Source organism: Halorubrum sp. ASP1, assembly GCF_005435135.1.
Taxonomy (GTDB): domain Archaea; phylum Halobacteriota; class Halobacteria; order Halobacteriales; family Haloferacaceae; genus Halorubrum; species Halorubrum tropicale.
Map to the genome: position 1 here is coordinate 1 of NZ_SGUA01000016.1, position 26,698 is coordinate 26,698.

General features: G+C 71.4%; 27 protein-coding genes. 14 read left to right on the forward strand and 13 right to left on the reverse strand.

Annotated features, from left to right (window positions below; genetic code table 11):
- Window positions 1–171 precede the first annotated feature (171 nt).
- Window positions 172–1,122: an aminopeptidase gene (locus EXE48_RS16580; RefSeq protein ID WP_137704539.1), complete on the reverse strand. Its 951-nt coding sequence runs from the start codon at window positions 1,120–1,122 to the stop codon at window positions 172–174.
- A gap of 184 nt (window positions 1,123–1,306) precedes the next feature.
- On the opposite strand from EXE48_RS16580, the gene EXE48_RS16585 reads away from it, so the two are divergent.
- Entirely contained in the window at window positions 1,307–2,374 is a 1,068-nt protein-coding gene (locus EXE48_RS16585) for a type II glyceraldehyde-3-phosphate dehydrogenase (protein ID WP_137712063.1), read from the forward strand.
- Window positions 2,375–2,421: 47 nt separating this feature from the next.
- Here the strand turns inward: EXE48_RS16585 and EXE48_RS18865 are convergent, their stop codons facing one another.
- From EXE48_RS18865 to EXE48_RS16600, 4 genes are all read right to left on the reverse strand, one after another.
- Window positions 2,422–2,598, reverse strand: coding sequence for a hypothetical protein (locus EXE48_RS18865; protein WP_006112147.1), 177 nt, complete (start codon window positions 2,596–2,598; stop codon window positions 2,422–2,424).
- 121 nt (window positions 2,599–2,719) lie between these two features.
- Window positions 2,720–3,019: a WNWW family protein gene (locus tag EXE48_RS16590; RefSeq protein WP_053772684.1), complete on the reverse strand. Its 300-nt coding sequence runs from the start codon at window positions 3,017–3,019 to the stop codon at window positions 2,720–2,722.
- Window positions 3,020–3,088: 69 nt separating this feature from the next.
- The gene (locus EXE48_RS16595) at window positions 3,089–4,093 is read right to left on the reverse strand and encodes a hypothetical protein (RefSeq protein ID WP_137704413.1); all 1,005 of its coding nucleotides are present in this window, start codon (window positions 4,091–4,093) and stop codon (window positions 3,089–3,091) included.
- Between the two features lie 79 nt (window positions 4,094–4,172).
- Window positions 4,173–6,596: a heavy metal translocating P-type ATPase gene (locus EXE48_RS16600; RefSeq protein WP_137712064.1), complete on the reverse strand. Its 2,424-nt coding sequence runs from the start codon at window positions 6,594–6,596 to the stop codon at window positions 4,173–4,175.
- A gap of 138 nt (window positions 6,597–6,734) precedes the next feature.
- Here EXE48_RS16600 and EXE48_RS16605 point away from each other — a divergent pair, with 138 nt between their 5' ends.
- Entirely contained in the window at window positions 6,735–7,097 is a 363-nt protein-coding gene (locus tag EXE48_RS16605) for a DUF5518 domain-containing protein (RefSeq protein WP_053772681.1), read from the forward strand.
- Between the two features lie 393 nt (window positions 7,098–7,490).
- Here EXE48_RS16605 and EXE48_RS16610 read toward each other — a convergent pair whose 3' ends face one another.
- On the reverse strand, window positions 7,491–7,964 hold the full coding sequence (locus tag EXE48_RS16610; protein WP_053772680.1) for a redoxin domain-containing protein: 474 nt from the start codon (window positions 7,962–7,964) through the stop codon (window positions 7,491–7,493).
- Window positions 7,965–8,055: 91 nt separating this feature from the next.
- Window positions 8,056–8,559 carry a DUF367 family protein gene (locus EXE48_RS16615; protein ID WP_053772679.1) on the reverse strand — a complete coding sequence of 168 codons (504 nt, stop codon included), beginning with the start codon at window positions 8,557–8,559 and terminating at the stop codon, window positions 8,056–8,058.
- 471 nt (window positions 8,560–9,030) lie between these two features.
- Between EXE48_RS16615 and EXE48_RS16620 the strand changes: the two genes are divergently transcribed.
- From EXE48_RS16620 to EXE48_RS16630, 3 genes are all read left to right on the forward strand, one after another.
- Window positions 9,031–9,786: a coenzyme F420-0:L-glutamate ligase gene (locus tag EXE48_RS16620; RefSeq protein ID WP_053772678.1), complete on the forward strand. Its 756-nt coding sequence runs from the start codon at window positions 9,031–9,033 to the stop codon at window positions 9,784–9,786.
- A 2-nt stretch (window positions 9,787–9,788) separates the two neighbouring features.
- The gene (locus EXE48_RS16625; protein WP_053772677.1) at window positions 9,789–10,772 is read left to right on the forward strand and encodes a 5,10-methylenetetrahydromethanopterin reductase; all 984 of its coding nucleotides are present in this window, start codon (window positions 9,789–9,791) and stop codon (window positions 10,770–10,772) included.
- A 240-nt stretch (window positions 10,773–11,012) separates the two neighbouring features.
- Entirely contained in the window at window positions 11,013–12,668 is a 1,656-nt protein-coding gene (locus tag EXE48_RS16630; RefSeq protein ID WP_137704538.1) for a methyl-accepting chemotaxis protein, read from the forward strand.
- Between the two features lie 34 nt (window positions 12,669–12,702).
- On the opposite strand, the gene EXE48_RS16635 is transcribed toward EXE48_RS16630, so the two are convergent.
- Complete coding sequence (locus EXE48_RS16635; protein ID WP_053772676.1) at window positions 12,703–12,942, reverse strand: DUF8024 family protein; 240 nt, start codon at window positions 12,940–12,942, stop codon at window positions 12,703–12,705.
- 64 nt (window positions 12,943–13,006) lie between these two features.
- Entirely contained in the window at window positions 13,007–13,468 is a 462-nt protein-coding gene (locus tag EXE48_RS16640) for a DoxX family protein (RefSeq protein WP_137712065.1), read from the reverse strand.
- Window positions 13,469–13,562: 94 nt separating this feature from the next.
- On the opposite strand from EXE48_RS16640, the gene EXE48_RS16645 reads away from it, so the two are divergent.
- The gene (locus tag EXE48_RS16645) at window positions 13,563–15,461 is read left to right on the forward strand and encodes a site-2 protease family protein (RefSeq protein ID WP_137704410.1); all 1,899 of its coding nucleotides are present in this window, start codon (window positions 13,563–13,565) and stop codon (window positions 15,459–15,461) included.
- A 163-nt stretch (window positions 15,462–15,624) separates the two neighbouring features.
- On the opposite strand, the gene EXE48_RS18520 is transcribed toward EXE48_RS16645, so the two are convergent.
- On the reverse strand, window positions 15,625–16,161 hold the full coding sequence (locus EXE48_RS18520; RefSeq protein WP_158295142.1) for a twin-arginine translocation signal domain-containing protein: 537 nt from the start codon (window positions 16,159–16,161) through the stop codon (window positions 15,625–15,627).
- A 261-nt stretch (window positions 16,162–16,422) separates the two neighbouring features.
- Here EXE48_RS18520 and EXE48_RS16660 point away from each other — a divergent pair, with 261 nt between their 5' ends.
- The 6 genes from EXE48_RS16660 to EXE48_RS16685 all read left to right on the forward strand — a co-directional run bounded on the left by EXE48_RS16660 (window position 16,423) and on the right by EXE48_RS16685 (window position 21,320).
- The gene (locus EXE48_RS16660; RefSeq protein WP_137712066.1) at window positions 16,423–17,712 is read left to right on the forward strand and encodes an ornithine cyclodeaminase family domain; all 1,290 of its coding nucleotides are present in this window, start codon (window positions 16,423–16,425) and stop codon (window positions 17,710–17,712) included.
- Window positions 17,709–18,239: a GNAT family N-acetyltransferase gene (locus EXE48_RS16665; protein WP_137712067.1), complete on the forward strand. Its 531-nt coding sequence runs from the start codon at window positions 17,709–17,711 to the stop codon at window positions 18,237–18,239. Before EXE48_RS16660 ends, EXE48_RS16665 begins: the two co-directional genes overlap by 4 nt.
- 80 nt (window positions 18,240–18,319) lie before the next feature.
- Entirely contained in the window at window positions 18,320–19,309 is a 990-nt protein-coding gene (locus EXE48_RS16670) for a Gfo/Idh/MocA family protein (protein ID WP_137712068.1), read from the forward strand.
- 69 nt (window positions 19,310–19,378) lie between these two features.
- Entirely contained in the window at window positions 19,379–19,801 is a 423-nt protein-coding gene (locus EXE48_RS16675) for a universal stress protein (protein ID WP_053772670.1), read from the forward strand.
- A 138-nt stretch (window positions 19,802–19,939) separates the two neighbouring features.
- On the forward strand, window positions 19,940–20,812 hold the full coding sequence (locus EXE48_RS16680) for a sulfurtransferase (protein WP_137704408.1): 873 nt from the start codon (window positions 19,940–19,942) through the stop codon (window positions 20,810–20,812).
- A gap of 76 nt (window positions 20,813–20,888) precedes the next feature.
- On the forward strand, window positions 20,889–21,320 hold the full coding sequence (locus EXE48_RS16685) for a universal stress protein (RefSeq protein ID WP_137712069.1): 432 nt from the start codon (window positions 20,889–20,891) through the stop codon (window positions 21,318–21,320).
- Between the two features lie 8 nt (window positions 21,321–21,328).
- Here the strand turns inward: EXE48_RS16685 and EXE48_RS16690 are convergent, their stop codons facing one another.
- The 3 genes from EXE48_RS16690 to EXE48_RS19525 form a co-directional block, all read right to left on the reverse strand.
- Window positions 21,329–22,534 carry an inorganic phosphate transporter gene (locus tag EXE48_RS16690; protein WP_137712077.1) on the reverse strand — a complete coding sequence of 402 codons (1,206 nt, stop codon included), beginning with the start codon at window positions 22,532–22,534 and terminating at the stop codon, window positions 21,329–21,331.
- A 95-nt stretch (window positions 22,535–22,629) separates the two neighbouring features.
- On the reverse strand, window positions 22,630–24,528 hold the full coding sequence (locus EXE48_RS16695; protein WP_137712070.1) for a S9 family peptidase: 1,899 nt from the start codon (window positions 24,526–24,528) through the stop codon (window positions 22,630–22,632).
- Window positions 24,529–24,611: 83 nt separating this feature from the next.
- A complete protein-coding gene (locus tag EXE48_RS19525; RefSeq protein ID WP_514111750.1) occupies window positions 24,612–24,866 on the reverse strand; it encodes a DUF8153 family protein in 255 nt (84 codons plus the stop codon).
- Here EXE48_RS19525 and EXE48_RS19180 point away from each other — a divergent pair.
- Window positions 24,822–24,983, forward strand: a complete 162-nt coding sequence (locus EXE48_RS19180) for a hypothetical protein (protein ID WP_240471177.1) — start codon at window positions 24,822–24,824, stop codon at window positions 24,981–24,983. The genes EXE48_RS19525 and EXE48_RS19180 overlap by 45 nt on opposite strands.
- 83 nt (window positions 24,984–25,066) lie before the next feature.
- On the forward strand, window positions 25,067–26,674 hold the full coding sequence (locus EXE48_RS16705; protein ID WP_137712071.1) for an FAD-binding domain-containing protein: 1,608 nt from the start codon (window positions 25,067–25,069) through the stop codon (window positions 26,672–26,674).
- Window positions 26,675–26,698 lie beyond the last annotated feature (24 nt).

Consider the following 26,698-nt stretch of genomic DNA (forward strand, 5'->3'; position numbering starts at 1 on the left):
CCACACAGCCCCGCACCTCACGCCTCCCCAGCCTCGTCGGCGGTTCTCCGCTTCGCTCCGAACCACCGAACTCCCTCGCGCGTGCGACTCGCGCCCTGCGGGCGCTCGTCGGCACGCGCCACCGCCTCGGTTATTTATAACCAACTAGTTAGATTCCCGCCTGAGGCCGTTTTACGTGCTCGGCAGGTCGATCGGCTCGCCGTCGGCGTAGACGGTCGGGTCCCGGATGATCCCGTCGAGGTGGAGCGGCGCGTCGATCTCGCCGCCGATCCCGGCATTGTCACCGATCGCGATGTGGACGGTGCCGCCCGCCTTCTCGTCTAAGAGGACCGAGCCGACGAGCGCCTCGACGCCGCCGTTCGTGCCGATCCCCAGCTCCGCGAGGTTGTACGCCGCGTCGCCGACGTCCTCGGCCGCCGACTCCACGTCGGCGCGGATCGCGTCGTCGTCGATGTCGGTGACGAACCCGTCCTCGACCTCGAACGCGAGCGTCTGCCCCTCGTCGAGCAGGCCGTGGGGCATCATCGTCCCGTCGACGACGAACGTGCCGGTCGCTGTCTCGGGCGCGACGAACACCTCGCCGGCGGGGAGGTTCGAGAAGTCGCCCGGCTCGCGGACCATGCCCGTGTCGGCGAGCCACTCGCGGCCGCCGATCCCGAACGTGATGTCCGTGCCGGCGGGCGCGGTGACGCGGACCTCGTCGGCGTCGGCCACCTGGTCGAGCACGTCGTCGCAGGCGGCGTCGATGGCGGCGTAGTCGGCGTTGAGCCCAGTCGTGAACACGTCTTCGGTGATCCCCGGGAGCGTCGCGCCGCGCGCGCCGGCGTCGCAGGCGGCGCCGCGGGCGCGGGTGTGACTCAGGCTCTTTGTCGTCGGTGCGAGGAAGACGTCGGCCTCCCGCATCGCGGCCGCGACCGGCGCCGGCGGCTCCGTCCCGTGCTGGTCCGCGGGCGGGTACCGGAGGACCGTCGCGTCGTCGGTGACGGCGCTCGCGGCCGCGTAGAGCGCCTCGCCGATCGGCTCGCGCTCGTCGTCGGTGACGACGACGACGGACTCGTCGGAGGCGACGTTCAGACACTGTTCGACCGCGGTCGCCGCGGCGTCGGAGAGGTCGGCAGCCATGCCCGCGTCTCCGTCCGCCCGGGCGTTAGGCCTTGTCATCGGCGATTTTACTCTATTCCGTAATTGAATTATTTACGTCCGGTGCCGATCGGCGTCGAATTAACCGATCGATTACTCGTGGGGTAGTTAATTTCAATTTGCGAACCTCGAAAAGATTATATCGGTCCCCGAGCGAGGGACGCACATGATACGCGTGGGCGTCAACGGCTACGGCACGATCGGCAAGCGGGTCGCGGACGCCGTCGCGGCCCAGGCCGACATGGAGCTGATCGGCGTGACCAAGGCGTCGCCGGACTACGGCGTCGAGACCGCGTCCCGCCGCGGATACGACCTCTACGCGGCGGTCGAGGACCGCACCGACCGGTTCGCGGCCGCCGGCGTCGACCTGGCGGGGACCCTCGGCGACCTGCTCGACGCCGTCGACGTGATCGTCGACTGCGCCCCCTCCGGCGTCGGCGAGCGCAACGCGCCGGTCTACGAGGCTCACGACACGCCGGCGATCTTTCAGGGCGGCGAGGACGCGGCCGTCGCCGACGCCTCGTTCAACGCCCGCGGCCGCTTCGAGGCCGCCCGCGGCGCCGACTCCGTCCGTGTCGTCTCCTGTAACACGACCGCGCTCTCGCGGCTGCTCGCGCCGCTCGACGAGACCTTCGGCGTCGAGAAGGCGCGCGTCACGCTCGTGCGCCGCGGCGGCGACCCGAACGAGACCGACCGCGGCCCGATAAACGACATCGTCCCCGACCCGGCGACGGTCCCCTCCCACCACGGCCCCGACGTGAACGAGATCCTCCCCGACGTGGCCGTCGACACCGCGGCGCTGAAGGCGCCGGTCACCGCGATGCACACCCACAGCGTCAACGTCACGCTGGCGACCGAGCCGGACCCGGCGGCCGTCCGCGACCTGCTCGCCGGCGAGAGCCGGATCTTCCTCATCCCCGAGGCCGCCGGCATCGACGGGGCCGGAGCGCTGAAGGACTACGCCGCCGACGCGGGCCGGCCCCGCGGCGACCTCTGGGAGAACTGCGTCTGGGAGGAGTCGATAAGCGTCACCGGCCGGGACCTCTACCTGTTCCAGAACGTCCACCAGGAGGCCGACGTGGTCCCCGAGAACGTGGACGCGGTCCGCGCGCTCGCGACCGACGTCGACGCGGCCGAGTCGGTCGCGCGGACGAACGAGACGCTCGGCGTCGGTCTCGACGGCCGGCTCGGGGACGGCGAACTGACTCGCACGGAACTCCCCGCCGACGACTGACGGGAGCGGGCGCTGAGTTCTTCTTCACTGCCGCCCGAAAGCGACTGTCACTCGGTCGGCCGCGTGACGAGGAACGTCCGCCCGCCCCGGCGTTCGAGGTGGACCTCGCTGCCGTCGACGCGGTTCGCCCGGACGCGGTCCGGGAGCCGGTCGGTTCGACAGTCGGTGACGTCCACGCGCGTCGGCGTCGCGTACCGCGGTCGGTCGGCGGTTACTGCGCTCATACCTCACCCTCGGGCCGGAACGACCCTATAACCGAGCCATCCCCGGAGTGAAAGTGAAAGTGGACAGCTCCGAACTGCTAGCGGGCGATTCGGGCACGGCGGCTCCGGGGTCCGCCTCCCCCTACCGACGGAGGCCGGTCGCCTCGTCGTCCTCGACGAACCGCACCGTGAAGTAGTCGTAGCCGCCGTATGCGGCGTCGAGCGCGCCCATCCACCAGTTCCAGCGCTCGACGAGCGAGGAGCCGTCCGGGGCGTCCTCCATGTGCCCGACCACCCCCGGCACGGTCAGCCCGTGACCGCGGTCCTCGGAGGGCCGCCCGGAGTCGACGAGGTCGCGGGCCGCCCGCGAGACGGCGCGCCGCTCCGCCTCGGTCCCCCCGAACTCGTCTTCGAGCGCGCGTTCCAGACGCTGTCTGTCCATGTCCGTGCTACGGTCCGTGAGTATATGAGTCGCGTGGTAGGGGGTGTCACGTCCGGTGTCGGGAGCGTCTCACAGGCGCGCGGCCAGCGCGAGAAACAGCAGGGAGAACGGGGCCGTGAGCAGCGCCAGCGCCACGCCGCCCGCGCCCTCGCCGGCCGCGACGGCCATCAGGAGCCCGACGACGAGCGAGAACGATCCCAGGACCGCGAGGGTGAGCCGCTCCGGGACGCTCGCGCGGTCCGGGCCGTCGCTCTCCGCCAGCACCGCGTCGAGCGCCGCCTCGACCTCGTCGGCGCGGTGGGTCGGGACGAACAGCCACGGCGTCGACCGGAACCACGCGTTCCCGCGGTACGCGAGCAGGAACAGCGTCGTCGACCGGAGGTCGACCCGCCGCGTCCGCACGACCGAGCCGAGGTCGTCGCTCCGGGTCCGGTCGTAGCTGGGGTACGTCCGCTCGACCGTCGCCGCCGCCGGGTCGAGTCGGACGGTCTTGCCCGACGACTGGACGACGGCCGGCACGAACCAGACGAGCCAGAACAGCGGCCAGAAGGCCGGAAGGAGGTCAGACGGGAGCGCCACCGCCGCCGCGGCGACCGCGCCGAGCCCGGCGAGCGTCCAGCCGGGCCGCAGCGCGCCCGCGGCCTCGCGCAGCCGGGAGACGGTCAGCTCGCTGACCGCGGTCTCGCGGTACCAGACGTACAGCGAGGGGACGGTGGCGACCACGAGCGCGAACAGGAACCCGACGCCGACGGCGGCCTCGGCGAGGCCGACGCTCGGCAGCGCGAACTCGCCGATCCCGGTGAGCACGGCGGCGACGACGGCCCCGATCCCGACGAGGACGGCGCCGGCGATCCCGCCCGTTGCGCCGGCCGCGAGCGACCTCAGCCGGTCGTACCGGACCGGTCCCCACTCGATCGCCTCGCGCCCGAGACCCCCGGTCGCGTCGGCGCCGTCGGTCGCGGCCGAGTCGTCGCGGCCGGCGGCCTCGTCGCGCTCGGCGTCCCCGACGGACTCGGAGGGCTCGACGGCGTCGACCGCGTCGGCCGCGGTCGCGGGTCCGCTCTCGGAGGGCATGCGCTCGAATTGCCGTCGAGCCGATAAAAATCGTGAGGCCGATCTCGCCGGCTCCCGCCGACCGGCGGCGCGCGCTCCGCTACGCGCCGGACTCGTCGGCGGGCGCGTCCGCCGCCGGCGGCTCCGCGGGCTCGACGTTGCCGAGGCGGAGCGCGTTGCCGGTGACGCCGAGGCTCATCCCCATGTCGCCGACGACCACCGCCATCGCGACGCTCACGTAGCCCAGCGGGGCGCCGGCCGCCAGGAGCGCCTTCACGACGAGGGAGGCGCCGATGTTCGTCCGGATCGTCGAGCTCGCGCGCGAGGAGAGGTCGACGACGTACGGCAGCCGCGTCAGGTCGTCGGCCATCAGCGCCACGTCGGCGGTCTCGATGGCGGTGTCGGTGCCGGCGGCGCCCATCGCGATCCCCACGTCCGCGGCCGCCAGCGCCGGCGCGTCGTTGATCCCGTCGCCGACCATCGCGGCGCCGCCCTCCGCATCGGCCGCGAGCTCGCGGACCGCGTCGACCTTCTCGTCCGGGAGCAGCTCCGCGCGGACCTCGTCGACGCCGACGCGCTCGCCGATGGCACGCGCGGTCCGGTCGTTGTCGCCGGTGAGCATCGCGACGCGGTCGACCCCGAGCTCGTGGAGCCGGTCGACGACCCACGCCGCCTCCGGGCGGACGGTGTCGGCGACCGCGATGACCCCCTCCAGCTCCGTCTCCGTCCCGACGAGGACGACGGTCTTCCCCTCCGCCTGGAGCCGGGGGATCGTCTCGCTCGCCAGGTCGAGGTACTGGCCGTGGTCGCAGGACTCGGGCTCGGTGACGCTCGCGCTCGCGCCGTCGGGGGCGTCGCCGTCCGCGTCGCGTCCGCGGACGACTCCGCCGTCGGGCCGGACGTGCGCGTGGCTCAGGTCGAAGCCGAGCTCCTCGAACAGGGAGGGCTTGCCGGCGTAGTGGGTCTCGCCGTCGAGGTCGGCGCGCACGCCCTCGCCGGTCAGCGCCTCGAAGCCGGTGACCGCGGTCGCGTCCTCGCCGTCGGGCGCGGCGCCCGCCTCCTCGCCGCGCGCGACGATCGCCGCCGCGACCGGGTGTTCGCTCCGGCGCTCGACGGCGGTCGCGCACGCCAGCACGTCGTCGGCCCCGCGGTCGCCGAGGGGCACCACGTCGGTCACCGACAGCTCCCCGCGCGTGAGCGTCCCGGTCTTGTCGAGCGCGACGGCGTCCACGTCGCCGGCGGCCTCCAGGTGCTCGCCGCCCTTGATCAGGACGCCGTTGCGCGCGGCCGCGGTCACGCCGGAGACGACGCTGACGGGCGTCGAGATGACGAACGCGCACGGGCACGCGACCACGAGCAGGGTGAGCCCGCGGACGAACCACGTCTCCGCGCCGCCGCCGAATAGGACCGGGCCGAGCGCCGCGGTCGCGACCGCGCCGACCACGACGATCGGGGTGTAGACGGCCGCGAAGCGGTCGACGAACCGCTCGGCGCGCGTCTCCTCGCCGTTGGCGGCCTCCACGAGCTCGACGACCCGCGCGATGGTCGACTCGCTCGCGGGCGCCGTCGCCTCGACCTCGAGGTAGCCGGCCTCGTTGATCGAGCCGGCGTACACCTCGTCGCCGGGCGCCTTCTCCGCGGGCACGGACTCGCCGGTGATCGGCGACTCGTCGACCGCGCCGGAGCCCTCGCGGACGACGCCGTCGAGCGGGACGCGCTCGCCCGGCCGCACCGCGAGCCGCTCGCCCGTCGCGACGCGCTCGGCGGGGACCGTCTCCTCGTCGCCGTCGCGGATCACGACCGCCTCGTCCGGCGACAGCTCCATCAGCTCGCGGAGGGAGGTGCGCGCCCGGTCGATCGAGTAGCGTTCGAGCAGCTCGGCGACCGAGAACAGCACCGCGAGCGTCGCCGCCTCGAACGGGAGGTCGACGAGCAGCGCGGCGACGACCCCGACGCTCATCAGGAGGTCGATGTCGAGGCTCAGGCCGCGCAGCGAGTAGAATCCGTTCCGCAGGATCGGCGGGCCGGCGACCGCGACCGCCAGCAGGTACGCGACGGACGCGCCGGTGACCGCCCACGGCCCGAGGAACCCCACGCCGCCGACCGTCGCGAACGTCGGGTCGAGCCCGGTGAGCAGCCACTCCAAGACGAGGCCGACCGCGAGGAACGCTCCGCCGACCGCGGTCGTGATCGCTCGGGGGCTCGTGAACAGGTCGTCGGCGACGCCGTCCGACTCCGCGTCCGCGACGGCGTAGCCGGCGCCCTCGACCGCGGCCGTCAGCGCCTCGACGTCCGTCAGGTCGGGGTCGTACGCGAGGACGACGACGCCCGTGGTCGGACGGGTGTCGACCGAGAGCACGCCCTCGCGGTCGAGCGCGCCCTCGACCTTCCCCGCGCACGACGAGCAGTCCATGTCCGGCACCGTGAGCCGGAGCCGCGCCTCGTCGGGCTCGTCCGTCGCCGCACCGGCGGGGCGGTCGGCCGGCTCGTCGTCGGGACCGTCCGCTTCGCGCGAGTCGCTCATTACCGACCGCTACCGCTCACAGGGTTATTAATCCAGCTAGCATTCTAACCGACTCCGTTACCAAGAGTTATTAAATAAACGTGTGGAAGTAGCAATTTGACGAGGAAGTATTTACCTGCGGGTAGGCTACGCCGTCGCATGACCGACTGGCGCGCCGTGGGCTACGGGTTCGTCGTGATGCTGATCGCCGGGCTGCTCGCGACGTTCGCCCCCGTGGTGGGACACGCGGCCGCCGGCCTCGTCGGCGGCTTCGTCGCGGGGTACTTGGCCGGCGGCGGCCTGCTCTCCGGCTTCTGGCACGGGCTGCTGGCGGGGTCGGTGAGCGGGGTCGCGGTCACGCTGCTGCTCGCCCTGTTCGGCGGCCTCGTCGGCCTCGTGGGCGGCCCGGTCGGAAGCCTGCTCGGTGGCGCCGGCGTGCTGGTCGTCGGCCTGTTCCTCACGTTCCTGTTCGCCGTCGACTCGGCGCTCGCGGGCGCCATCGGCGGCGTGGTCGGCGACTGATCGGCGTTCTTCGAAACCGTTCGGCTTTGATGGGATCGGAAAGGGAAGTTACCTCATCGGCGCGCGCCTCCGAGCGCCCGATAGGGCGCGAGGAGCGTGCGCGAGGTCGCCAGCGCGTAGCGCCGGCTGCCAGAGAATCTCCGATTCTCGCTGGAGTCGGTCGCCGAGCGAAGCGACGGTGACCGACGAGGCTGGGGAGGCGTGAGGTGCGGTTGCGGTGTGGGACGTCCTCGCGGCTGGGGCTTAGGGGATGTTCCCCGTCGGTTCAGCAGTGGCTATTTAAAAATAAGCGGCTGTGGATTCAAAAGGACGCACCACTGCGGGTGCCTCGACATCGGATAAATAGAAGGCGGGAACGGTAGCGGAATCGACTGCTCCGCGACGGAGCGTTTATTAACCGCTCTCGACGGCGTCGAGGACCGCCTCGTAGTCGGGCTCGTTCGTCGGGTCGTCGGCGACCCAGTCGTAGACGATCTGCCCCTCGTCGTCGATCACGAACACCGCGCGGTTGGCGATACCGTGGAGACCCAGCTCCTCGATGTCGATCTCCAGCCCGTACGCTCGGATCGCGTCGCCGGCCATGTCGCTCACGAGGTCGAACTCGATCCCGTGCTCCTCGCGGAACGCGCCCTGCGAGAACGGCGAGTCGGCGCTGATCCCGAACAGGGTCGCGCCCGCGTCGTCGAAGGCGTCGGCGCGCTCCTGGAACGCGATCATCTCGTTCGTACACGGCGGCGTGAACGCGCCGGGGAAGAACGCGAGCACGACCGGCCCGTCGCCGATCCGCTCGTCGAGGTCGAACGGCTCGTGGTCGCTCGTGCCGACCGTCGCGGTGAACGTCGGTGCGTCGTCGCCCGTGGAAACCATCGCTCATCGGTACGGTCGAATCACGCAAAAGGCTTGTCGCGACCCCGTTCGGTGCCGGTATCGGAACCGCCGGCTCCGAGGCGAGCGGTCGCTACCCCCGGTCGAGGTACTCCTGCTGGACCGCGACGACCGCGGCCGAGTCCTCGCAGTCGGCGTACCGCCGGAGCGGCTCGGCGTTGAGTTCGAGGAACGTCTCGCCCCAGGTGAACTTCGCGAGGACGCGCTCCGCGTGGTCGCGCTCGCCGAGGATCGCGAGCGCGGCCGCGAACGCCTCGACCGTCGTGAGCCGCATCGGCCGCCCGAAGTTCACGGGGTTCGCGGCGACGAGGTACGGGAGCGCGCGGTGCTCGCCGGGGAGGGTGAACATCTTCTCGCCGGCCGACTCCCACGAGCAGTCGAGCGCGACGAGCGCGCTCTCTGCGGCCCGCTCGGCGTCCGCGGGCGAGAGCGCGCGCTCCGCGTGGGGGTTGAGCACGACCCCGTACGGCGTGGCCCGGTCCGAACGGTGGAGCTCGGCGAGGTCGAACCGCGAGAGCTTCCGGGCCGTACACTTGTCGGGGTCGTCGTCGCCCTCGTACCGGACGTGGAGGTCCACACCCCGGGTTCGGCGGAGTCGCGTATAAGCCGTGCGGACGGGGGCGGACGAGTGTGGACAGGTGCGGACGGGTGCGAACGGCTGCGGCGAAAAGTCAGCGAGACCGTGGCCCGCCGCCTCTCACGGGGCGCGGGTCCGCGTCACGAACGGGTCGTCGTCGTCGCTATCGGCCGGGACACGCGTTCGCGTACCGATCGGTGCCGGATCGGCTTCAGTCGCTGATTCGCACATCGCGGCCGAGGGTCGTCAGTCACGGTACAAAACCGTTCGGCTGAATGACTCGTTATCGCTGTCATCACCTAATATACGTTTAACAAAACCACGTTACGTGCGGTACCGTGTCATTAGCGCCTGCTTCTCTGTCTGAACGTCGACATTGGTGACCGGGGATCCTCACACACCACGCCGCGGATACCGTCAAACCGGCCCGGTACCGGCGGGGTTTTTCCACGTCGCCGCGAAGGTGATCACATGGAGCTGTTCGCGGTTCCGGACCTCCCGGAGATCCGGGAGGGGGACGACCTGGCGGCCATGGTCGGCGAGCGCGTCGACCTCCGCGAGGACGACGTGGTCGTCGTCGCCAGCACGGTCGTCTCCAAGGCGGAGGGCCGCGTCTTCGAGCTCGACGACTTCCCGGCGAGCCCGCGCGCGAGGGAGGTGGCCGACAGGCTCGCCGAGATCACCGGCGAGGAGAAGGACCCGCGGTTCGCGCAGGCCGTCATCGAGGAGTCGACGGAGCTCGTGATGGAGGCGCCGTTCCTCCTCACCGCGACGCGCTTCGGCCACGTCGGCGTCAACGCCGGCATCGACCGGTCGAACGTCCCCGACGGCGACCTGCTGCTTCTCCCGGAGCGCCCCTCCGAGAGCGCGGCGCGGATCCGCCGGAGGCTCGCGGCCGACCGCGTCGTCGTCAGCGACACCTGCGGGCGCCCGTTCCGCCACGGGCAGCGCGGGGTCGCGATTGGGTGGGCCGGGATGCCCGCCAGCCGCGACTGGCGCGGCGAGTGCGACCGCGACGGCCGCGAGATGGGCGTCACCGTCCAGAACGTGGTCGACGAGCTCGCCGCGGCCGCCAACCTCGTCGCCGGCGAAGGCGCGGGCGGGACCCCCGTGGTCGTCGTCCGCGACTGGGAGTTCGGCGACCACGACGGCTCGGACAATCACTTCCGCGAGGTCGAGGGCGACTTCGTCCGCCAGGCCCTGCGGGAGTGGACGTTTCAGGAGTAACCATGCTCGGCATCGAACTCACCCCCGAACACGAGATGTCCCGCCTCGTCGACCTCGGCGTCCGCGCCGAGGAGGCCGGCTACGACGCCGTCTACTCGACGTGTCACTACAACAACCGCGACCCGTGGGCGTTCCTCTCGCGGCTCGCGGCCGCCACCGAGTCCGTCCGGCTCGGCCCCGGCGTCGCCAACCCCTACGAGACCCACCCTGTGACGCTCGCCTCGAAGGTCGCCACCCTCGACGAGGTCGCCGCGGGCCGCGCCGTCTTCGGCCTCGGGCCGGGCGACCCCTCGACGCTCTCGAACCTCGGTCTCGAAGACGAGCGGGGACTCCGGCCCGTCCTGGAGGCGTTCAAGACCGCCCAGAAGCTGTGGGCCGGCGAGCGCGTCGACCACGAGGGCGCCTTCGACGCCGCGGACGCGGGCCTCAACTACGAGCCGCCGCAGGGCGCTGACATCCCCGTCCACGTCGGCGGCGAGGGGCCGCACATGTGCAGGATGGCCGCGAAACACGCCGACGGACTGCTGTACAACGGGTCGCACCCGAAGGACCTTGCGTGGGCTCGCGACCAGGTCGACGACGGCCTCGACGACAGGCCGGACCACCGCGGCGAGTTCGACCTGATCGCGTACGCAGCGGTGTCGGTCGCCGACGAGGAGGCGGCCGCCCGCGAGGCCGCCCGCCCCCCGGTCGCGTTCATCGCCGCGGGCGCGGCGCCGCCCGTCCTGAAGCGCCACGGGATCGACCCGGACGCGGCGAGCGAGATCGGCGAGCGCGTCTCAGCCGGCGAGTTCTCGGCCGCCTTCGAGCGCGTGACGCCCGAGATGGTCGACGCGTTCTGTATGGCGGGCACGCCCGCGACCGTCCGCGAGCGCGCCGCCGCGGTCGCCGAGCACGCCGACGGCCTCGTCGTCGGGTCGCCGCTCGGCCCCGACCTGGAGGCCGCCGTCGACCTCGCGGCCGAGGCGGTCGACGGCCTCTTTTGAGACCTCGCGACGGGCTGTTCCGAGGCCCCGCGACGGCGCGCCCGCTCGCCGTTCGACCGTCCGCCGTTCGACCGGCGCCCGCCCGGTCCGCGGATTCTCGGCCCGTGATAATCGAGAATCGAACGTGATAACGCCGGCGGGAGGTTGATAACCCGGTCCCGTCGAGGTCCGGACATGTCCACGACACGGCAGCGCCGCCCCGGGATACGCGGGCGGTACGACGCCCTCCTCTGGCGGACGATGGACGGGCTCGGCGTCTCGGAATCGATAGAGCGCAAGATGGTCGCGGCCGTCGGCATCCAGTTCCTCGTCACCGTCGGTATCTTTCTCGCGCAGTTCGTCCTCTCCGGCACCGTCGCGTACGTCGTCTCCGGAGCGCTGTTCCTCGGGTCCGTCGTCGCCATCTACAACACGCTGCTCATCGTCCGCCGGGACCTCGTCGCTCCGATTCGGGGCTTAGAGCGTCAGGCCGAGGCGATCGCCGCGGGCGAGGTCGAGCGCGTCGACCGGGACGGCGCGGACGCCCTCGACCCGAGCCAGCCCGACGAGGTCGGGAGCCTCGTGGCCGCGTTCGGCGAGGTCCACGGCTACCTCGCGACCGTCTCGGCGCAGGCCGAGGCGCTCGCCGCGCAGGAGTTCGACGACCCGGCGCTCGACGAGGACGTGCCCGGGTCGTTCGGCGACTCGCTCGACGAGATGGCCGAGAACCTCGCCGCCTACACGACCGAGCTGGAGGCGCTCGTCGACGCCTTCGCCGACGCCGCCGAGCGCGCGCAGAACGGCGACCTGACGGCGACCATCGACGAGGACGCGCTGGCGACCGACGAGGACCGGTACGCGGAGCTCGTCGACAACTACAACCGGCTCGTCGCGACGCTCGGCGAGACGGTCGGCGACGTGGGCGCGTTCACCGCGGACGTGGCCGGCACCGCGGACGACGTGCGCGCGAGCATGGACGAGGTCGAAGACGCGAGCGGCGACGTCGCCGGATCGGTCGGAGAGATCTCCGACGGCGCGGCCGAACAGACCGACGAGCTGGAGGCGATCGCGGGCGAGATGAACACGCTGTCGGCGACCGTCGAGGAGATCGCCGCCTCGGCTGACGACGCCGCCGAGACGGCCCGCGACGCGGCCGACCGCGGTCGCTCCGGGCGCGAGGAGGCGGCCGAGGCGATCGCCGAGCTCGAGACCCTGGAGAGCCGGATCGGCGAGACCGCGGCCGCCGTCACCGACCTCGCGGAGCGGGTCGGTGAGATCGACGAGATCGCGGCCGTGATTGACGAGATCGCGGAGGAAACCAACCTGCTCGCGCTGAACGCCTCGATCGAGGCGGCCCGCGCCGACGGCTCCGGCGACGGGTTCGCGGTCGTCGCCGACGAGGTGAAGTCGCTCGCCGAGGAGACCCGGGAGTCCGCCGCGGAGATCTCCGGGCGCATCGAGGCGGTCCAGGAGGCGTCCGCCGAGACCGCGGCCGACGCCGAGGCGATGGAGGCGCAGGTCGCCGAGGGCGTCGAGACCATCGAGTCGACGCTGCGGGAGTTCGAGGGGGTCGTCGAGGACGTGACGACCGTCGACGAGACGGTCCAGGAGATCAGCGACGCGACCGACGACCAGGCGCGCACGACCCAGGAGGTCGTCGATATGGTCGACGGGGTCGCGTCCGTGAGCCGGCAGACCGCGACCGAGGCCGAGACTGTCGCTGCCGCGGCCGAGGAGCAGACCGCGACCGTTTCGGAGGTGACGGAGCGGGTCCACACGCTCTCGGAGCAGTCCGACGAGCTGCTCGCGCGGCTGAACGAGTTCGAGGTGCCGGACGGCGCGGGGGAGGGCGGGATCGCGACCGGGACTCCGGCGGACGCCGCCGCGACTCGGTCGGCGCCGGGCGACGACGACTGACGGATTCCCGGCCGGGCCGACCGTGTGTTCGTTTCTATTCCGAGCGGCCGCGACCGCCGAGCGAGGGCAGGTCGACGCCGATCTCGCCGAGCAGCGCGCCGGCCGCCGCGTATCCGAGCGCGCCGACGGAGGCGACGATCAGCACCTGTCCGACGAGGACGAGGAGCGCTGACAACGGGTCGCCCGCGCCGAGGATCAGGTCGTTCAGGAAGATGTCGACGAACCGGCCGACGTCGCCGACCAGCCGCGAGACGAAGTCGATGAGCGCGATCATGGACCACGGTTGGACCGGGGGGTACTTGGGTGTTGAGTTCGCGGCGGCGCCTCTCGCGCGCGCCTCACGCCTCCGCCGCCGTCAACTCGGCCTCGTCGGCGCGCGCGTAGCGCAGCGCCCACCCGATCAGCACGCCCTGAAACGGCAGCCGGACCAACGCCGCGAGCCGGGCCGGCGCGACGAGCGGCTCCGGGACGAGGTCGTTCAGCGTCTCGCTCCGGGCGAGGTGGACGTTCGCGGGGAACACCGCGACGAGGAGGGCGACGATCCCCCACGCCGAGACGCGTCGCGTCCGCGGGATCGCGACGCCGATCCCGAGGAGTATCTCGGCGACCCCGGAGAGGTAGACCAGCCCGACCGGCCGCGGGAACGACGGCGGGACCGCCTCGGCGAAGCGCTCCGGGATCAGGAAGTGCGCGATCCCGGCGACGACGTACGTCGCGCCCATCAGCGGCACGAGCGACCGCTCGGCTTCGACGGGGGCGTCCGGTTCGGTCTCGGCGCGCGTTCGGTCTGCGTCGGTCATACCGCGACACACGAGCGGGAGGCGTATCAGTCCTCGCCGCCGGGGGTTCCTGGAACCGAACCCCTTACGAACGGGCGAACCGTACCGGGTCGTAATGAACACGCTGTTCTGGGTGCTCACCGGGGTCCTCGCCTACTCCGCGGTCGCGATGTGGCTGCGGAACGAGGGTGTCCTCCCGGACGCGTTCAGGGTCTCCGGTCCGGTGTTGACCCTCCGGACGCTCCGCGGGCGCGCCTTCCTCGGCCGACTGGCCGCGCCGAAGCGGTTCTGGCGCGCGGTCGCCAACCTCGGGCTCGGGGGCGCCCTGGTGGCGATGGTGGCGTCGTTCGCGCTCATCCTCTCGTCGGCTCGGTCGGCGTTCACCAACGCGCAGCCCTCGGCGATCCAGCAGCCGCAGAACTTCCTCATCATCCCCGGGGTCAACGACTTCCTCCCCCTCTCCGTCGCGCCCGAGATCGTCGCCGGGCTCGCCGGCGCGATGGTCGTCCACGAGGGCGCGCACGGGCTCCTCTGCCGGGTCGAGGACATCGACATCGAGTCGATGGGACTGGTCTTCTTCGCGCTGCTCCCGGTCGGCGCGTTCGTCGAGCCGGACGAGGAGGCGACGCAGGAGGCCTCCCGCGGCGCCCGCGCCCGGATGTTCGCGGCCGGCGTCACCGCGAACACGGTCCTGACGATCGTCGTCTTCGCGCTCCTGTTCGGGCCCGTCGTCGGCGCCATCTCGCCCGCGCCCGGCTACGCGGTCGGCGAGGTGAACCCCGGCTCGCCGGCGGCCGCCGCCGACCTCTCGCAGGGCGACCGGATCGTCGAGGTGGCGGGCGCGCCGGTCGAGACGAGCGCCGAGTTCGAGGCCGCGATCGCCGACGCCGGCGAGTCCGTCGCGCTCACCGTCGACGACGGCGACGCCCGCGAGACAGTGACAGTCGACCGCGAGCTACAGGTGGTCGGCTCCGCCGGCGGCAACCCATTGGGCGTCATGATCGAGGGATCGCCCGTCACGATCGCAGCCGTCAACGGCGAGTCCGTCGCGACCGAGTCGGCGTTCTACGACGCGGTCGGCGGCGACGAGCGTGCGACGCTCACCGTGACCGGCAACGCGAGCGTCCTCGACCAGGTCCGCGACGCGCCGGGCGCCGAGAACGCCTCCGGCGTCGAGACCGCGGACGGCGAGGGGGCCGTCACCGTCCCCGACGTGCCGATCGGCGCGTACGTCGTCGGCGTCCAGGAGGACGGCCCGATCCACGACGCGGGCGCGGCGCTCGGCGAGCCGCTGACGATCGTCTCGGTGGACGGCGAGCGCGTCGTCGACAACGGGGCGCTCTCGGCCGTCCTCGGCGAGCGCGACCCGGGCGAGACCGTCCCGGTCACCGTCTACGACGCGGACGGCGAGCAGGCGACGTACGACGTGGAGCTCGACCCCCATCCGAGCCGCGACGGCGGCTTCATCGGCGTCAGCGTCTTCCCCGGGACGAGCGGGCTCGCGCTCGACGACGTGGGCGTCACCGAGTACCCCGCCGGCGCCTACCTCGAACTGCTCGGCGGCGACGGCGGCGAGGCCGCCGACGGGGTCCCGCTCGGCGGGGTCACCCAGTCCCCGCTCGGCCTCGTGTTCGTCGCGCTCATCCTCCCGCTCGGCAGCCTCTTCGGGCTCCCGTTCAACTTCGCGGGGTTCACCGGCGACCTGACCAACTTCTTCGTCGTCGAGGGGCCGCTCGCGGCGCTCGGCGGCGGGACCTTCCTGCTCGCGAACCTCCTCTTCTGGTCGGGGTGGATCAACATCCAGCTGGCGCTTTTCAACTGCCTGCCCGCGTTCCCGCTCGACGGCGGTCGCATCCTCCGGATGGTCGCCGAGGCCGTGATCAGCCGGGTCCCGATCAGCGACCGGCACGCCGCGGTGCGGACGATCACGGTCTCGTCCGGGCTCGTCATGCTCGGCGGCCTGATCGCGATGATCTTCGGCAACCAGATCCTCACCGCGCTCGGCTTGATCTGAGCGCGGGCGTCGCCGGCTGCTTCGCCTCGCAGTCGTGGGGTGTCGGTGAACCGATCGACCACTGATGCTCGGAGACGTGGTGCTGAACAGCGGGCGTAGAGTCAGCACGCTTTATCGAAAGCCAACGAAGGACGACGAGTAGTCGAAACAGACGAACCACTAATTAGTTAGAACCGACTGCCGACTCAAGGTCGAAGGTTCTGATATCGCCGTCGGATACCGTTTGATTCCGTGATTCAGTATCGTGGACTTGTAGATAGCGGAACTCATCCTCCCCCGACCTCGTACTGACCGTCGCACGACCGCCGAGGGTAAGTTCGTTGAAGTCGGTCCGTGTGGCCGCCACATTGACTGGGCTCTCGTCTCCCACAGTCGGATTTACGCTAACAAGATACCGAACGTCTCCGAACCGATCTTTCAGTTCTTCACCGAGACGGTCGGAGACCGTAACGGATCGGTCATCAAACGCAGAACCCGCGTATTCAGGGTCATACTGCCCGTGAAGGCTATTTTCCGAGGGTTCGAACAGCACGGTGAGTAAGTCAATTCTGGTCGTACCCTCAGCAGAAGCGCCCGCCTCTACATTGATTGATTTCACGAGAACTGGTCCCGTCGTCGTCTCGGCTGAACCGACGCAGCCTGCCACTCCGACAGCACCCACGGCGGCCACTCCTGAGAGGAATTTCCGGCGGGAGGGCATATTCAAAACATGTGACATACTGAGAAAAATATCTTATCCCGGTTTCCTCCCACAATATTCGGGGCATGGACATCCCGAGCGGGTGATTTGATAACGGGGAGCTGGAAGTAGCCTACCTGCTGTGCTGACTTTAGCCTCCGTGTCCAGCAACCCTTTCCGCCTGATCTGTAGTATTTCCGATATTTGTTCGGCGCCCAGTCCGTGAACCGGTGCCAACAGAACGAGGGAAACCGGTTTCCCCGCCGGGCGCGACGCCACCGTATGACCCACTCGCGGACCGTCGAACTCGAAGGTCACATCATCGACAGCGGGACGATGCAGCGCTGCTTCGGCGCGGTGATGGACCTCGGCGGATCCTTCGACGTCGAGCGGTTCGACGTCGGGAAACACGAGACCGAGGAGTCGCACTGCCGGCTGACAGTCTCCGCGGACGACCCCGAGACGCTGCGGGACATCCTCCACGAGCTCCACCAGAACGGCGCGGTGCTCGAAGACCCCTCCGAGGTGGAGCTCGTCGCGGCGCCCGCGGACAGGGTCGTCCCGCCGAACTTCTACTCGACGACGAACCACCCGACGGAGGTGCTGTACGACGGCGAGTGGATCGACGTCGAGCGGATCGAGATGGACTGCGCGCTGGTCGTGGAACCCGAGCCGGCAGCGGACGCCGGCGAGGGGAACCGAGCGAACGCCCCGGGAGGGACGGACGGCTCCCCGCGCGCCTACACCAAGACCCTCAACGCCGTCGAGGAGGGGGACCTCGTCGCGACCGACCAGTCCGGAATTCGCGTGAACCCGCCCGAGCGCCCGCGGAGCGGCGGCGGCGCGTTCGGGTTCATGCAGGGCGGCGTCTCCGCGGAGCGCCCCTCGGAGTCGACGATCCGCGAGGTCGCCGAGGAGCTGCGCGCGGTGAAAGACGAGGGCGGCGACGTGATGGTCGTCGCGGGGCCGGCCGTGATCCACTCCGGCGCGGGCGACGCGCTCGCCGACCTCGTCGCCGCGGGCTACGTGGACGCGCTCTCGGCCGGCAACGGGTTCGCCACCCACGACCTGGAGCGGTCCATCTACGGCACCTCGCTCGGGATGAACGTCGAGACGCTCGAACACCCGCGGAAGGGCCACAAACACCACATCTGGACCATCTCCGAGATAATCCGGGTGGGCGGCATCGAGGCCGCCGTGGCGGAGGGAATCGTCACGGAGGGGGTGATGTACGAGTGCGTCGAGAACGACGTCGACACCGTCCTCGCGGGGTCGGTCCGCGACGACGGCCCGCTCCCAGATACAATCACCGACGCGGTCGAGGCGCAGGACGCGATCCGCGAGCAGGCCCACGAGGCCGACCTCGTGATCATGCTCGCCACGCTGCTCCACTCCGTCGCGGTCGGCAACTGCCTCCCCTCGACGACGAAGACCGTCTGCGTCGACATCGACCCCGCCACCGTCACCCAACTGCTCGACCGCGGCTCGGCGCAGGCGATCGGGATGGTCACCGACATCGGCACGTTCGTCCCGACGCTCGCGGAGTTCGTGCTGGAGGGGGACGACGCGTGACCACCGAGATCCGACCCTACGACCACGAGCGCGACGCCGACGGCCTGTACGAACTGAAGGCCGCCTTCGAGCGCGGCCTGGGCGAGAACACCGGCGGCGACGGGAAGGCGGCCGCCTACGAGGGGAAACTCACGGACGCCTACCGCGAGCGCTGGCTCGACTGGGTCGACCGCTGCGTCGCGGACGACGACCGGTGCGTGACCGTCGCGGTCGAGGGGGAGGGCGAGAGCGGGACGGCGGGCGACGCCGCCCTCGTCGGCTACGCCTTCGTGCTCCCCGAGCGACTGTCGATGGTCTGGGACGCCGCGGTGCTGAACGAGCTGTTCGTCGCCCCCGAGCACCGCGGGACCGGCGTCGCCGACGACCTGCTGGACGCCGCGCTCGCGGTCGCCGCCGATCAGGACCTCCCGCTCGACCGGCTGGTCCTCGACGTCGACCCCGCGAACGCGCGCGCGAAGGGGTTCTACGACCGCCGCGGCTTCGAGCCGTGGGGGGAGATGGTCGCGAGACCGCTGGACGACGCCTGAAGGTCGGCCCGGTTCGGATCCGCCGCCGCGTCCCGTCCGACTCCCGAAGCTACAAGCGCGCCCGCCCGTTTTCGACGCCCGTGATACAGATCGGGATCGTCGGCTGCGGCGTGATCGGGAACCGCCTCGCGGCCGCGATAGACGACCACGACCGGTACGAACTGGCGGCCGCCTGCGACCTCGACCCCGACCGCGCGGCGTCGCTCGCGGCCGACCACGGCACCGACCGCACCGCGACGACGGCCGACCACGCCGCGCTCGTCGAGACCGACGGCCTCGACGCGGTGTACGTCGGCGTGCCGCCGCTCGCGCACCGCGAGGTGGTCGCCGACGCGCTCGCGGCCGGTAGGCACGTGATCTGCGAGAAGCCCATCGCGGCCGACGCGGAGACGGGGCGCGAACTCGTCTCGCTCGCCGCGGAGACCGACCGCGTCACGGCCGTGAACCTCCCGTTCCGCTACACGCCCGGCTTCGTCCGCCTGCGGGAGGCGGTCGCCGCGGGCGAGGTCGGCGACCCCCGCCGCGTCGAACTCCGGTTCCGGTTCCCGCGGTGGCCCCGCGAGTGGCAGGACGTCGCCTGGCTGGAGTCGCGCGAGCAGGGCGGCCCGCTGCGCGAGGTCGGGACCCACTTCCTGTTCGGCGTCCAGGAGCTGTTCGGCCCGATCGAGACCGTCTCAGCCGACGTGGGCTACTCGGGCCCGGACGCCTACGAGGACGACGTGGTCGGGACCTTCCGGGCCGACGGCGTTCGGGGGACGATCGACCTCCTCTGCGACCACGACGGCGAGGAGGAGAACAGCGTCACGGTCGTCGGCGACGGGGCGTCGCTGTCGCTGACGGAGTGGTATCGGCTCGTCCGAGACCGCGGGCGCGAGGGCGAGGAGACGCTCGTCGACGAACGGGGCGACACCGTGCGCGCGCTCCTGACGGAGTTCGCGGGCGCCGTCGACGGCGACGGCGGCGACCTCGTCTCGTTCGCCGAGGCGACGCGCGTTCAGGAGGTCCTCGACGCGGTCCACGCGTCGGACGGCGACCGCGTCCGCCCGGGGACGGGCGGCGACGCGCCGTAGGTCGCCCGCGGAGTCGCGGCCCGGGAACGCCCGACAGGAATTATGTGTCCCTCGGGCCGATCCGTACGTATGAGCTACCTCGTTGCGACCGACGGGTCGACGGAGAGCGACGAAGCCGTCCGGTACGCGGCGCGGCAGGCGGTCGCGTTCTACGAGACGCTCGAGATCGCCCACGTCCTGACGCCGGACTCGGAGCTGGTCGACGGCACGATCGTCCTCCCGGGCGAGGAGGCCGCCGTCGAGGCCGGGCAGGGCGTCTTAGAGAGCGCCCGGAGCATCGCCGAGGAGGCGGCCGACGAGCCGATCACCGTGGAGACGCAGCTCCTCACGGGCCGTCCAGCGGACGCGATCACCGAGTACGCGGCCGAGGAGCCGGTCGACGCGATCTACGTCGGCCACCGCGGGCTCTCGGAGGAGCGCGAACAGGTCGTCGGCAGCGTCGCGAAGAGCATCGTCGACAAGGCCGACGTGCCCGTGACGGTGATCCGGTAGCTGTCGACCGAGAGAAACGAACAGGGGCCCGCGAACCGTCCGAAATCCGGCGTTTCGATCGACTGCCGGCCGTCACAGGCGCCGGAAAGAACCGCCATTATCGGACGTTCAAAACGGCCTTCCGCCCTACTAGGGGTGATGGCAGACGACGTACTCGTCACGGCGGACTGGGTGGAAGAGCACCTGGACGACTTCCAGAGCGACGACTCGGACCTGCGGCTCGTCGAGATCAACAACCCGACCGTCACCGACGAGTCGGAGTACACGCCCTACGAGGAGGGGCACATCCCCGGGGCGCTGAACTTCGAGTGGGACGAGGTCTTCACCGACGAGACGGAGCGCGACATCGTCTCGAAGGAGGACTTCGCGGCCCGGAACGGCGAGGGCGGCATCGATGCCGACACGACGGTCGTCGTGTACGGGGGCGGCCGCGTCCCGAACTGGTTCGCGCTGTTCGGCTACTGGATCTACAAGTACTACGGTCACGACGACATCCGCGTGATCGACGGCGGGAAGGGCTACTGGGTCGACAACGACTACCCGCTCTCGACCGAGGCGCCCGACTTCACGCCTCGCGAGTACGAGGCCCGCGGTCCCTTCGAGAGCGTCCGCGCCTACAAGGACGACATCGACAAGGCGATCGAGGAGGGGATCCCGATGGTCGACGTGCGCTCCCCCGAGGAGTTCTCCGGCGCGGTCATCGCCCCGGAGGGCCTCGACGAGACCGCCCAGCGCGGCGGCCACATCCCCGGCGCGAGCAACGTCCCGATCGGCACCACGCTGAACGAGGACGGCACGTTCAAGAGCGCGGACGAGCTCCGCGAGCTGTACAGCGACGCCGGCGTCGACGGCGACGAGTCGACGATCACCTACTGCCGCGTCGGCGAGCGCTCGTCGATCGAGTGGTTCCTCCTCCACGAGCTGCTCGGCTACGACGACGTCCGCAACTACGACGGCTCGTGGACCGAGTGGGGCAACCTCGTCGGCGCGCCGATCGAGACCGGCGAGTAACCGACGCCGTCGGTCCCCCGCGCCGTCCCGCGCGACCGATCACCGGCGATATGTGTCCGGGGGCGTAAGGCGTCGCATGGCACCGTCTCACGTCCTCGTCCCGCTCGACGGGTCGCCGCTCGCCGCCGACGCGCTCGACGACGCGCTCGAACTCTTCGACTGTCGAGTGACCGTCCTGAACGTGGTGACCCCGCTCGACGCGCCGATGAGCGAGGGCGGGATCCTCGGCGCCGACGAGGACCGCCGCGAGAGCGCGCGCGACCGGGCCGACCGCATCGTCGACCGAGCGACGGACCGCGCCGCCGAGAGCGACCGCCGCGTCGAGACGGCGGTCCGGACGGGCGACCCGGCGGCGGCGATCCTGGAGTACGTCGACGCCCACGACGTCGACCGGATCGTCATGGGCGGCCACGGCGGCGAGCGCGGCCGCGTCGCGAGACGGCTGCTCGGCACCGTCGCGACGAGCGTGGTCGCCGACGCGCCCGTGACCGTGACGGTCGTGCGCTGAGCGCCGCTTCACCCGCCCAGCACCGCGGCGAAGGCCGCGTACAGCCCGTATCCGATCGCGATCGACGCCACGAGCGTGATCCCCCAGAAGAGGAGCGTGACGCCGATCTTCCGCCGCGAGACGCCCGCGGAGCCGCCGGCCAGCCCGCCGCCGATGACCCCGGAGATGATGATGTTGTTGAACGAGATGGGGATCCCGAGCCCGATGGCCACCTGCGCGATGATGAACCCGGGGACCAGCGCGGCGATCGACCGCCGGGCGCCGAGCTGCGCGTACTCGCGCGAGGTCGCCTGGAGCAGCTTCGGCGCGCCCATCCACGCGCCCGCGAGGATGCCCGCGGCGCCGAGCGAGAGCAGCACGATGCCCGGCAGTCCGAGCTCGACGCCGTAGAGGTTCTCGAGGGGCCCGGTCGCCAGCCCGACCTGACTCCCGCCGCTGGAGAAGGCGACGACGCTCCCGAGGACGAGGAGGAACGTCCGGATGCCGTCCTCGACCGACGCCCGCGTCCGCCGCCGGACGGCGGCGAACCACGCCGCGGCCGCGAGCAGCGTCACGAGCGCCGCCACGGGGTCGACGCCGAGGAGCGTCGGCGCGCCGACTTGGCGCGCGACGAACCCCGCGACGGAGCTCTGGGCCGCCTCCGGGGGCGAGGGGATGACGCCCAGCCGGACGTTGGCGACGATCCCGCCGACGACGGCCGCGAGCAGCGGGACCCCGACCGTCTCCGGGATGTCATCGCGCCGGAGGAGGGTTGCGGTGAGGTAGGCGAGCCCGCCGGAGACGGGCGGCACGAGCGCCCAGAAGAGCCCGATGCGTCGGTAGGTTTCGAGGGCGGGGTCGCCCCCGAGCGAGAGCCCGACGCCGACCATCGCGCCCGTCGTCGCGAACGCCGCCGGGACCGGGTAGCCGGTGTAGACGCCGAAGGCCATGAACCCGGTGGCGGTGAGCAGTCCCGCCGTCGCCGCCAGCGAGGTGATCTGGACGCCGTCGATCAGTCCCGCGCCGACGGTCTCGGAGATGGCCCCGCCCTGCGTGAGCGCCCCGAGGGCGGCGAGGATCCCGATGAGGAAGGCCGCCCGCATCGTCGAGATGGCGTTGGCGCCGATCGCCGGGGCGAACGGCGGCGAGTTGCTGTTCGCGCCGAGGGCCCACGCGGTAGCGAGGCTGGTTAGCGTCGCGAGGGCGACGAGGACCCAGAAGCCGACGCCGACCACGCTCACGCGCCTCCCTCCGCGCGGGATCGATCCATGTCACTCGGTCCGACGGCGGCGTCGGCTAAATAATCCCCGTCGGACGGGCGTCGGCCGCGTCAGTCGTCGAGCGACGCGACCGCGGTCCGCTCCGCACCGATCCGGCGGTCGAGGAAGTCGTCGAGCAGCTCCAGCGAGCGGATCTTCTGGTCGATGTCGCCCGAGCCGTGGCCCTCCTCGCCGAGCTCCTCGTACTCGTAGTCGTCGCCCTCCGCGAAGCCGGCCTCGTCGAGCGCGTCCCGGAGGATGCGCGCCTGCGAGACCGGCACCCGCGGGTCGTTGACGCCGTGGACGATCAGCAGCGGCGCGTCGACGTTCTCGACGTAGTTCACCGGGCTGCGCTCGCGGTATATCGCCTCGTTCTCGTCCGGCTCGCCGAGGTTCTTCACCATGAGCTCCGTCCGGAAGTGGGGCATGGTGTTCTCGTACATGTCGAACAGGTCGCTGACGCCGACCCACGTGATCCCGGCCGCGTACAGGTCCGGGTACTGGACCATCTGCCAGTTGGCGGAGTAGCCGCCGTAGGAGCCGCCGTAGACGGCGACGCGGTCCTCGTCGAGCCAGTCGTACTCGTCGAGGACGTACTCGGCGCCGGTCGCCACGTCGCCCTGCTCGGCGCCGCCCCAGTCGCCGTACAGCTCCTGGACGAACTCGCGCCCGCGTCCCGTGGAGCCGCGGTAGTTCACCTGGAGGACCGAGTAGCCGCGCGACAGCAGGAACTGGACGCGGTAGCTGAACCGCCGCATGTCGTGGTGTCGCGGCCCGCCGTGGGGGTTGACGATCAGCGGCGAGGGGCGTCGGCCGGAGTCGAACAGCAGCCCCTCGATCTCGAACTCCTCGTAGGGGTCGTGGTCGACCGCGCGCGCCGGCGTCTCGGGGACGCCGTCGGAGGCGAACGTCACCGTCTCCGGCTCGACGAAGTCGTCCGGGTCGAACGGGCCGTACTCCGCGTCGAACAGCGTCTCCGTCGCGTCCGCGTCGAGGTCGTAGGCGACCAGTTCCGGCCGCTTGCTCGACGTGGTCCGGTACGCGAGCAGGCGGTCGTCCGCGAGCCGGCCCTCGGCCACGCTCGCGACGCCCGCCGGGAAGTCTAGCTCGCGGCCCTCGCCGCTCTCGACGTCGTAGACGACCGGGACCGTCACGGCGCCGCGCGTCCGGCCCGCGACGAACCGGTCGCCGCCCTCGAGGAAGCGGCTCGGCGACTCCTCGAACTCGCCGTCGCCGAACCAGGTCACGTCCGCGTCGTCGACGCCGTCCGAGAGGTCGACGATCCCGGCCCGGCCGAGGTTTTCGCTGTTGTCGCTAATGAGGAGGCGATCGCCGTCCGGTCCCCAGTCGGTGGGCGCGGCCTCGGCGCCCACCTCGCCGACGTCGAGCTTGCGCGCGTCCGACCCGTCGGCGGCCGCCACGTACGTGTCGAGGTTCTCGTAGGTGTCCGTCTCGTTCGTCGTGAAAGCGATCCGGTCGCCCTCGGGAGAGAGCTCGCCGCCTCCGACGGCGCGCTCGTAGTCGGTGACCTTCTCCGTCTCGCCGCTCGGCACGTCGTGGCGGTAGAGGTTCATCTGCCCGTCGCGGCTGGAGCCGAGCAGGAGGGTCTCGCCGTCCTCGCCCACGTCGTGGAGGCGGATCTGGCCGTCCATCTCGACGACTGGCTCGCTGTCGCCGTCGAGCGACATCGCCCAGACGTCGTGCTGCTCGTCGCCCGCCTCGTCGCGGTGGTAGAAGAGGCGGTCGCCGCTGGGGTCCCACTCGAAGCCGGCGCGGACGGACCGGGGCACGTCGCCGTCGCTGAGCTGCTCTAAGGACCCGTCTGTCGGGTCACAGAGGTGAAGCTCGTTGCGGCCGGTCACGTCGTAGTAGAGGGCGACGGTCTCTCCGTCCGGGGACACGCGCGGACTCGCGATCGTTGGCAGCGAGGCGAGTTCGCGCAGTACGTCGGTCTCGTCTGAGTCTGACATCCGGATCATACCGGCGGCGGAAACGTCTTGAACGTTTCCCGGGTATCGGTGGGCGCGCGCAGCGCGGCGGTATCGGTGGATCGTCAGGCGGGCGCCGACTCGGTGACGCGCTCTAACTCGGCGATGCCGAGCGCCATCCCGAACACCATGAGGCCGACCGCCGCGACGCCGGCCGGAAGGGAGATCTCCGCAATCACGCTCGCGGTGAACGCTCCGATCCCGCCGCCCATGGCTCCCCGAAACCGCGCCAATCGACCCGGGTCACCCCGCGACGTTCGTCGCCATGTCTTCCGATGGGCGACGACGAGCGACGTCGTCGCCGCGTAGAGGGGAAATATCGCCGCGGTTACAAACGGGTCTCCGGGGAAGAAACGCGCGACGAGACCGGCGACGGCCAGTCCGACGACCAGGGCGACACCGTAGCGGAGGGCTCGGTTCACGGTCGTTTATTGTAGGTGTTTCCTAAATGTATTCTGTTGGGTTACCGGTGACGACCCGCCGACAGACCCTTGTCCGGACGCGCCGAACTCCGTGTGAAATGGGCTCGTTCGCGGACGCTCCGCTTCCCGTGGCTCCGGACGCCGAGGCGGTCCGCTCCCTCTCGCGGCCGGACGACGCCGACCCCGGAACCGTCGTCTGGCACCGCAGCGACCTGCGGATCGCGGACCATCCGGCGGTCGCGGCGGCCGCCGACGAGTCCGACCGAATCCTCCCGCTGTTCGTCTTCGACCCCGGGTTCCACGACGCGCGCGGCGCGGCCTGCGACGCGCGGATCGCGTTCCTCCACGACTGCCTGCGCGACCTCGACCGCCAGTACCGCGACGTCGACGGCGCCGGGCTGACGTACGCGCACGGCGACCCGATCGAGGTCCTCTCGCGGTTCGTCGACGCCGGCTGGGATGCCGTCACGAGCGCGACGGCGACCGGCCGGTACGGACGTCGACGCGACGAGCGCGCCCGCGAGCGCCTCGGCGTCGAGTTCGTCGACGGAGACGGACTCGTCCGGGATGCCGACCGCCCGCGAGCGGACTGGAGCGACCGCGTCGAGGCGTGGCTCGCGGCCGAGCCGTTCGACTGGGACCCCCGGTCCGTCGCGGTCGAGCGCGTCGAGACGGGGATCACCCCCGAGCGAGTCGCCGACGCCTACGGGGTCGAGCCGACGAAGACGCGCGTGCCGACCGGGGGACGCGAGGCCGGCCGCGAGCGTCTCCACGCGTTCACGGAGGAGATCGCGGAGTACCCCGGCTCTATCTCCTCGCCGGTCGACGCCCGCGACGGGACGAGCGGCCTCTCCCCTTACCTGCGGTTCGGCTGCCTCTCCGTCCGCGAGGTCCACCGCCACGTCGACGAGCGCGCGCCGGACGGCCGCGGCAAGTCGATGTTCGTCTCTCGGCTGTACTGGAACCGCCACTACACGCAGAAGCTGCTCGACTGGCCGGGGTGGCTCGACCGCGCCGTCAACCCCGTGTACGAGGAGTTCAACCGCGACCGGCACGACCCCGACCTCGTCGCGGCGTGGAAGGACGGCGAGACGGGGTTCCCGATGGTCGACGCGAGCATGCGCTGCCTGCGCGAGACCGGGTGGCTCAACTTCCGGATGCGGGCGCTCTGCGCCTCCGTCTACTTCCACATCCTCCAGCAGCCGTGGCGGATCGGCGCCGACCACTTCTACGAGCACCTGATCGACGGCGACCCCGCGATCAACTACACCCAGTGGCAGTCCCAGTGCGGGCTGGTCGGCCGCCCCGGGTTGCGATTGTACGACCCGCGCAAGCAGATCCGAGACCAAGACCCCGACGGGGAGTTCGTCTCGCGGTGGGTCCCCGAACTCGCGCCGCTCCCGGCCGCCCATCTCGACGCCCCCGAGAAGGCCCCGCTCGCGGTCCAGCGCGAGGTCGGCGTCAGGATCGGCGAGACGTACCCGTACCCGGTGGTCGACTACGAGGCGGCCCGCAGCGAGTTCCGCGAGCGCTACGGGGCCGCGTACCCCGCCGCGGCCGAGCGGCTCGGCGAGGAGGCGATCGCCCGGCGGGCGTCGCTCTCCGGCGGGCTCGGCGCCGCCGAGTCCATCGCGGCCGACCACGGGGAACCGGACACGGACCCCGGGACCGGCTCCGCTCAGGCGGCCCTCGACGAGTTCGAGTGAGCGGTCGCGCCCCTGCTCGGCCGC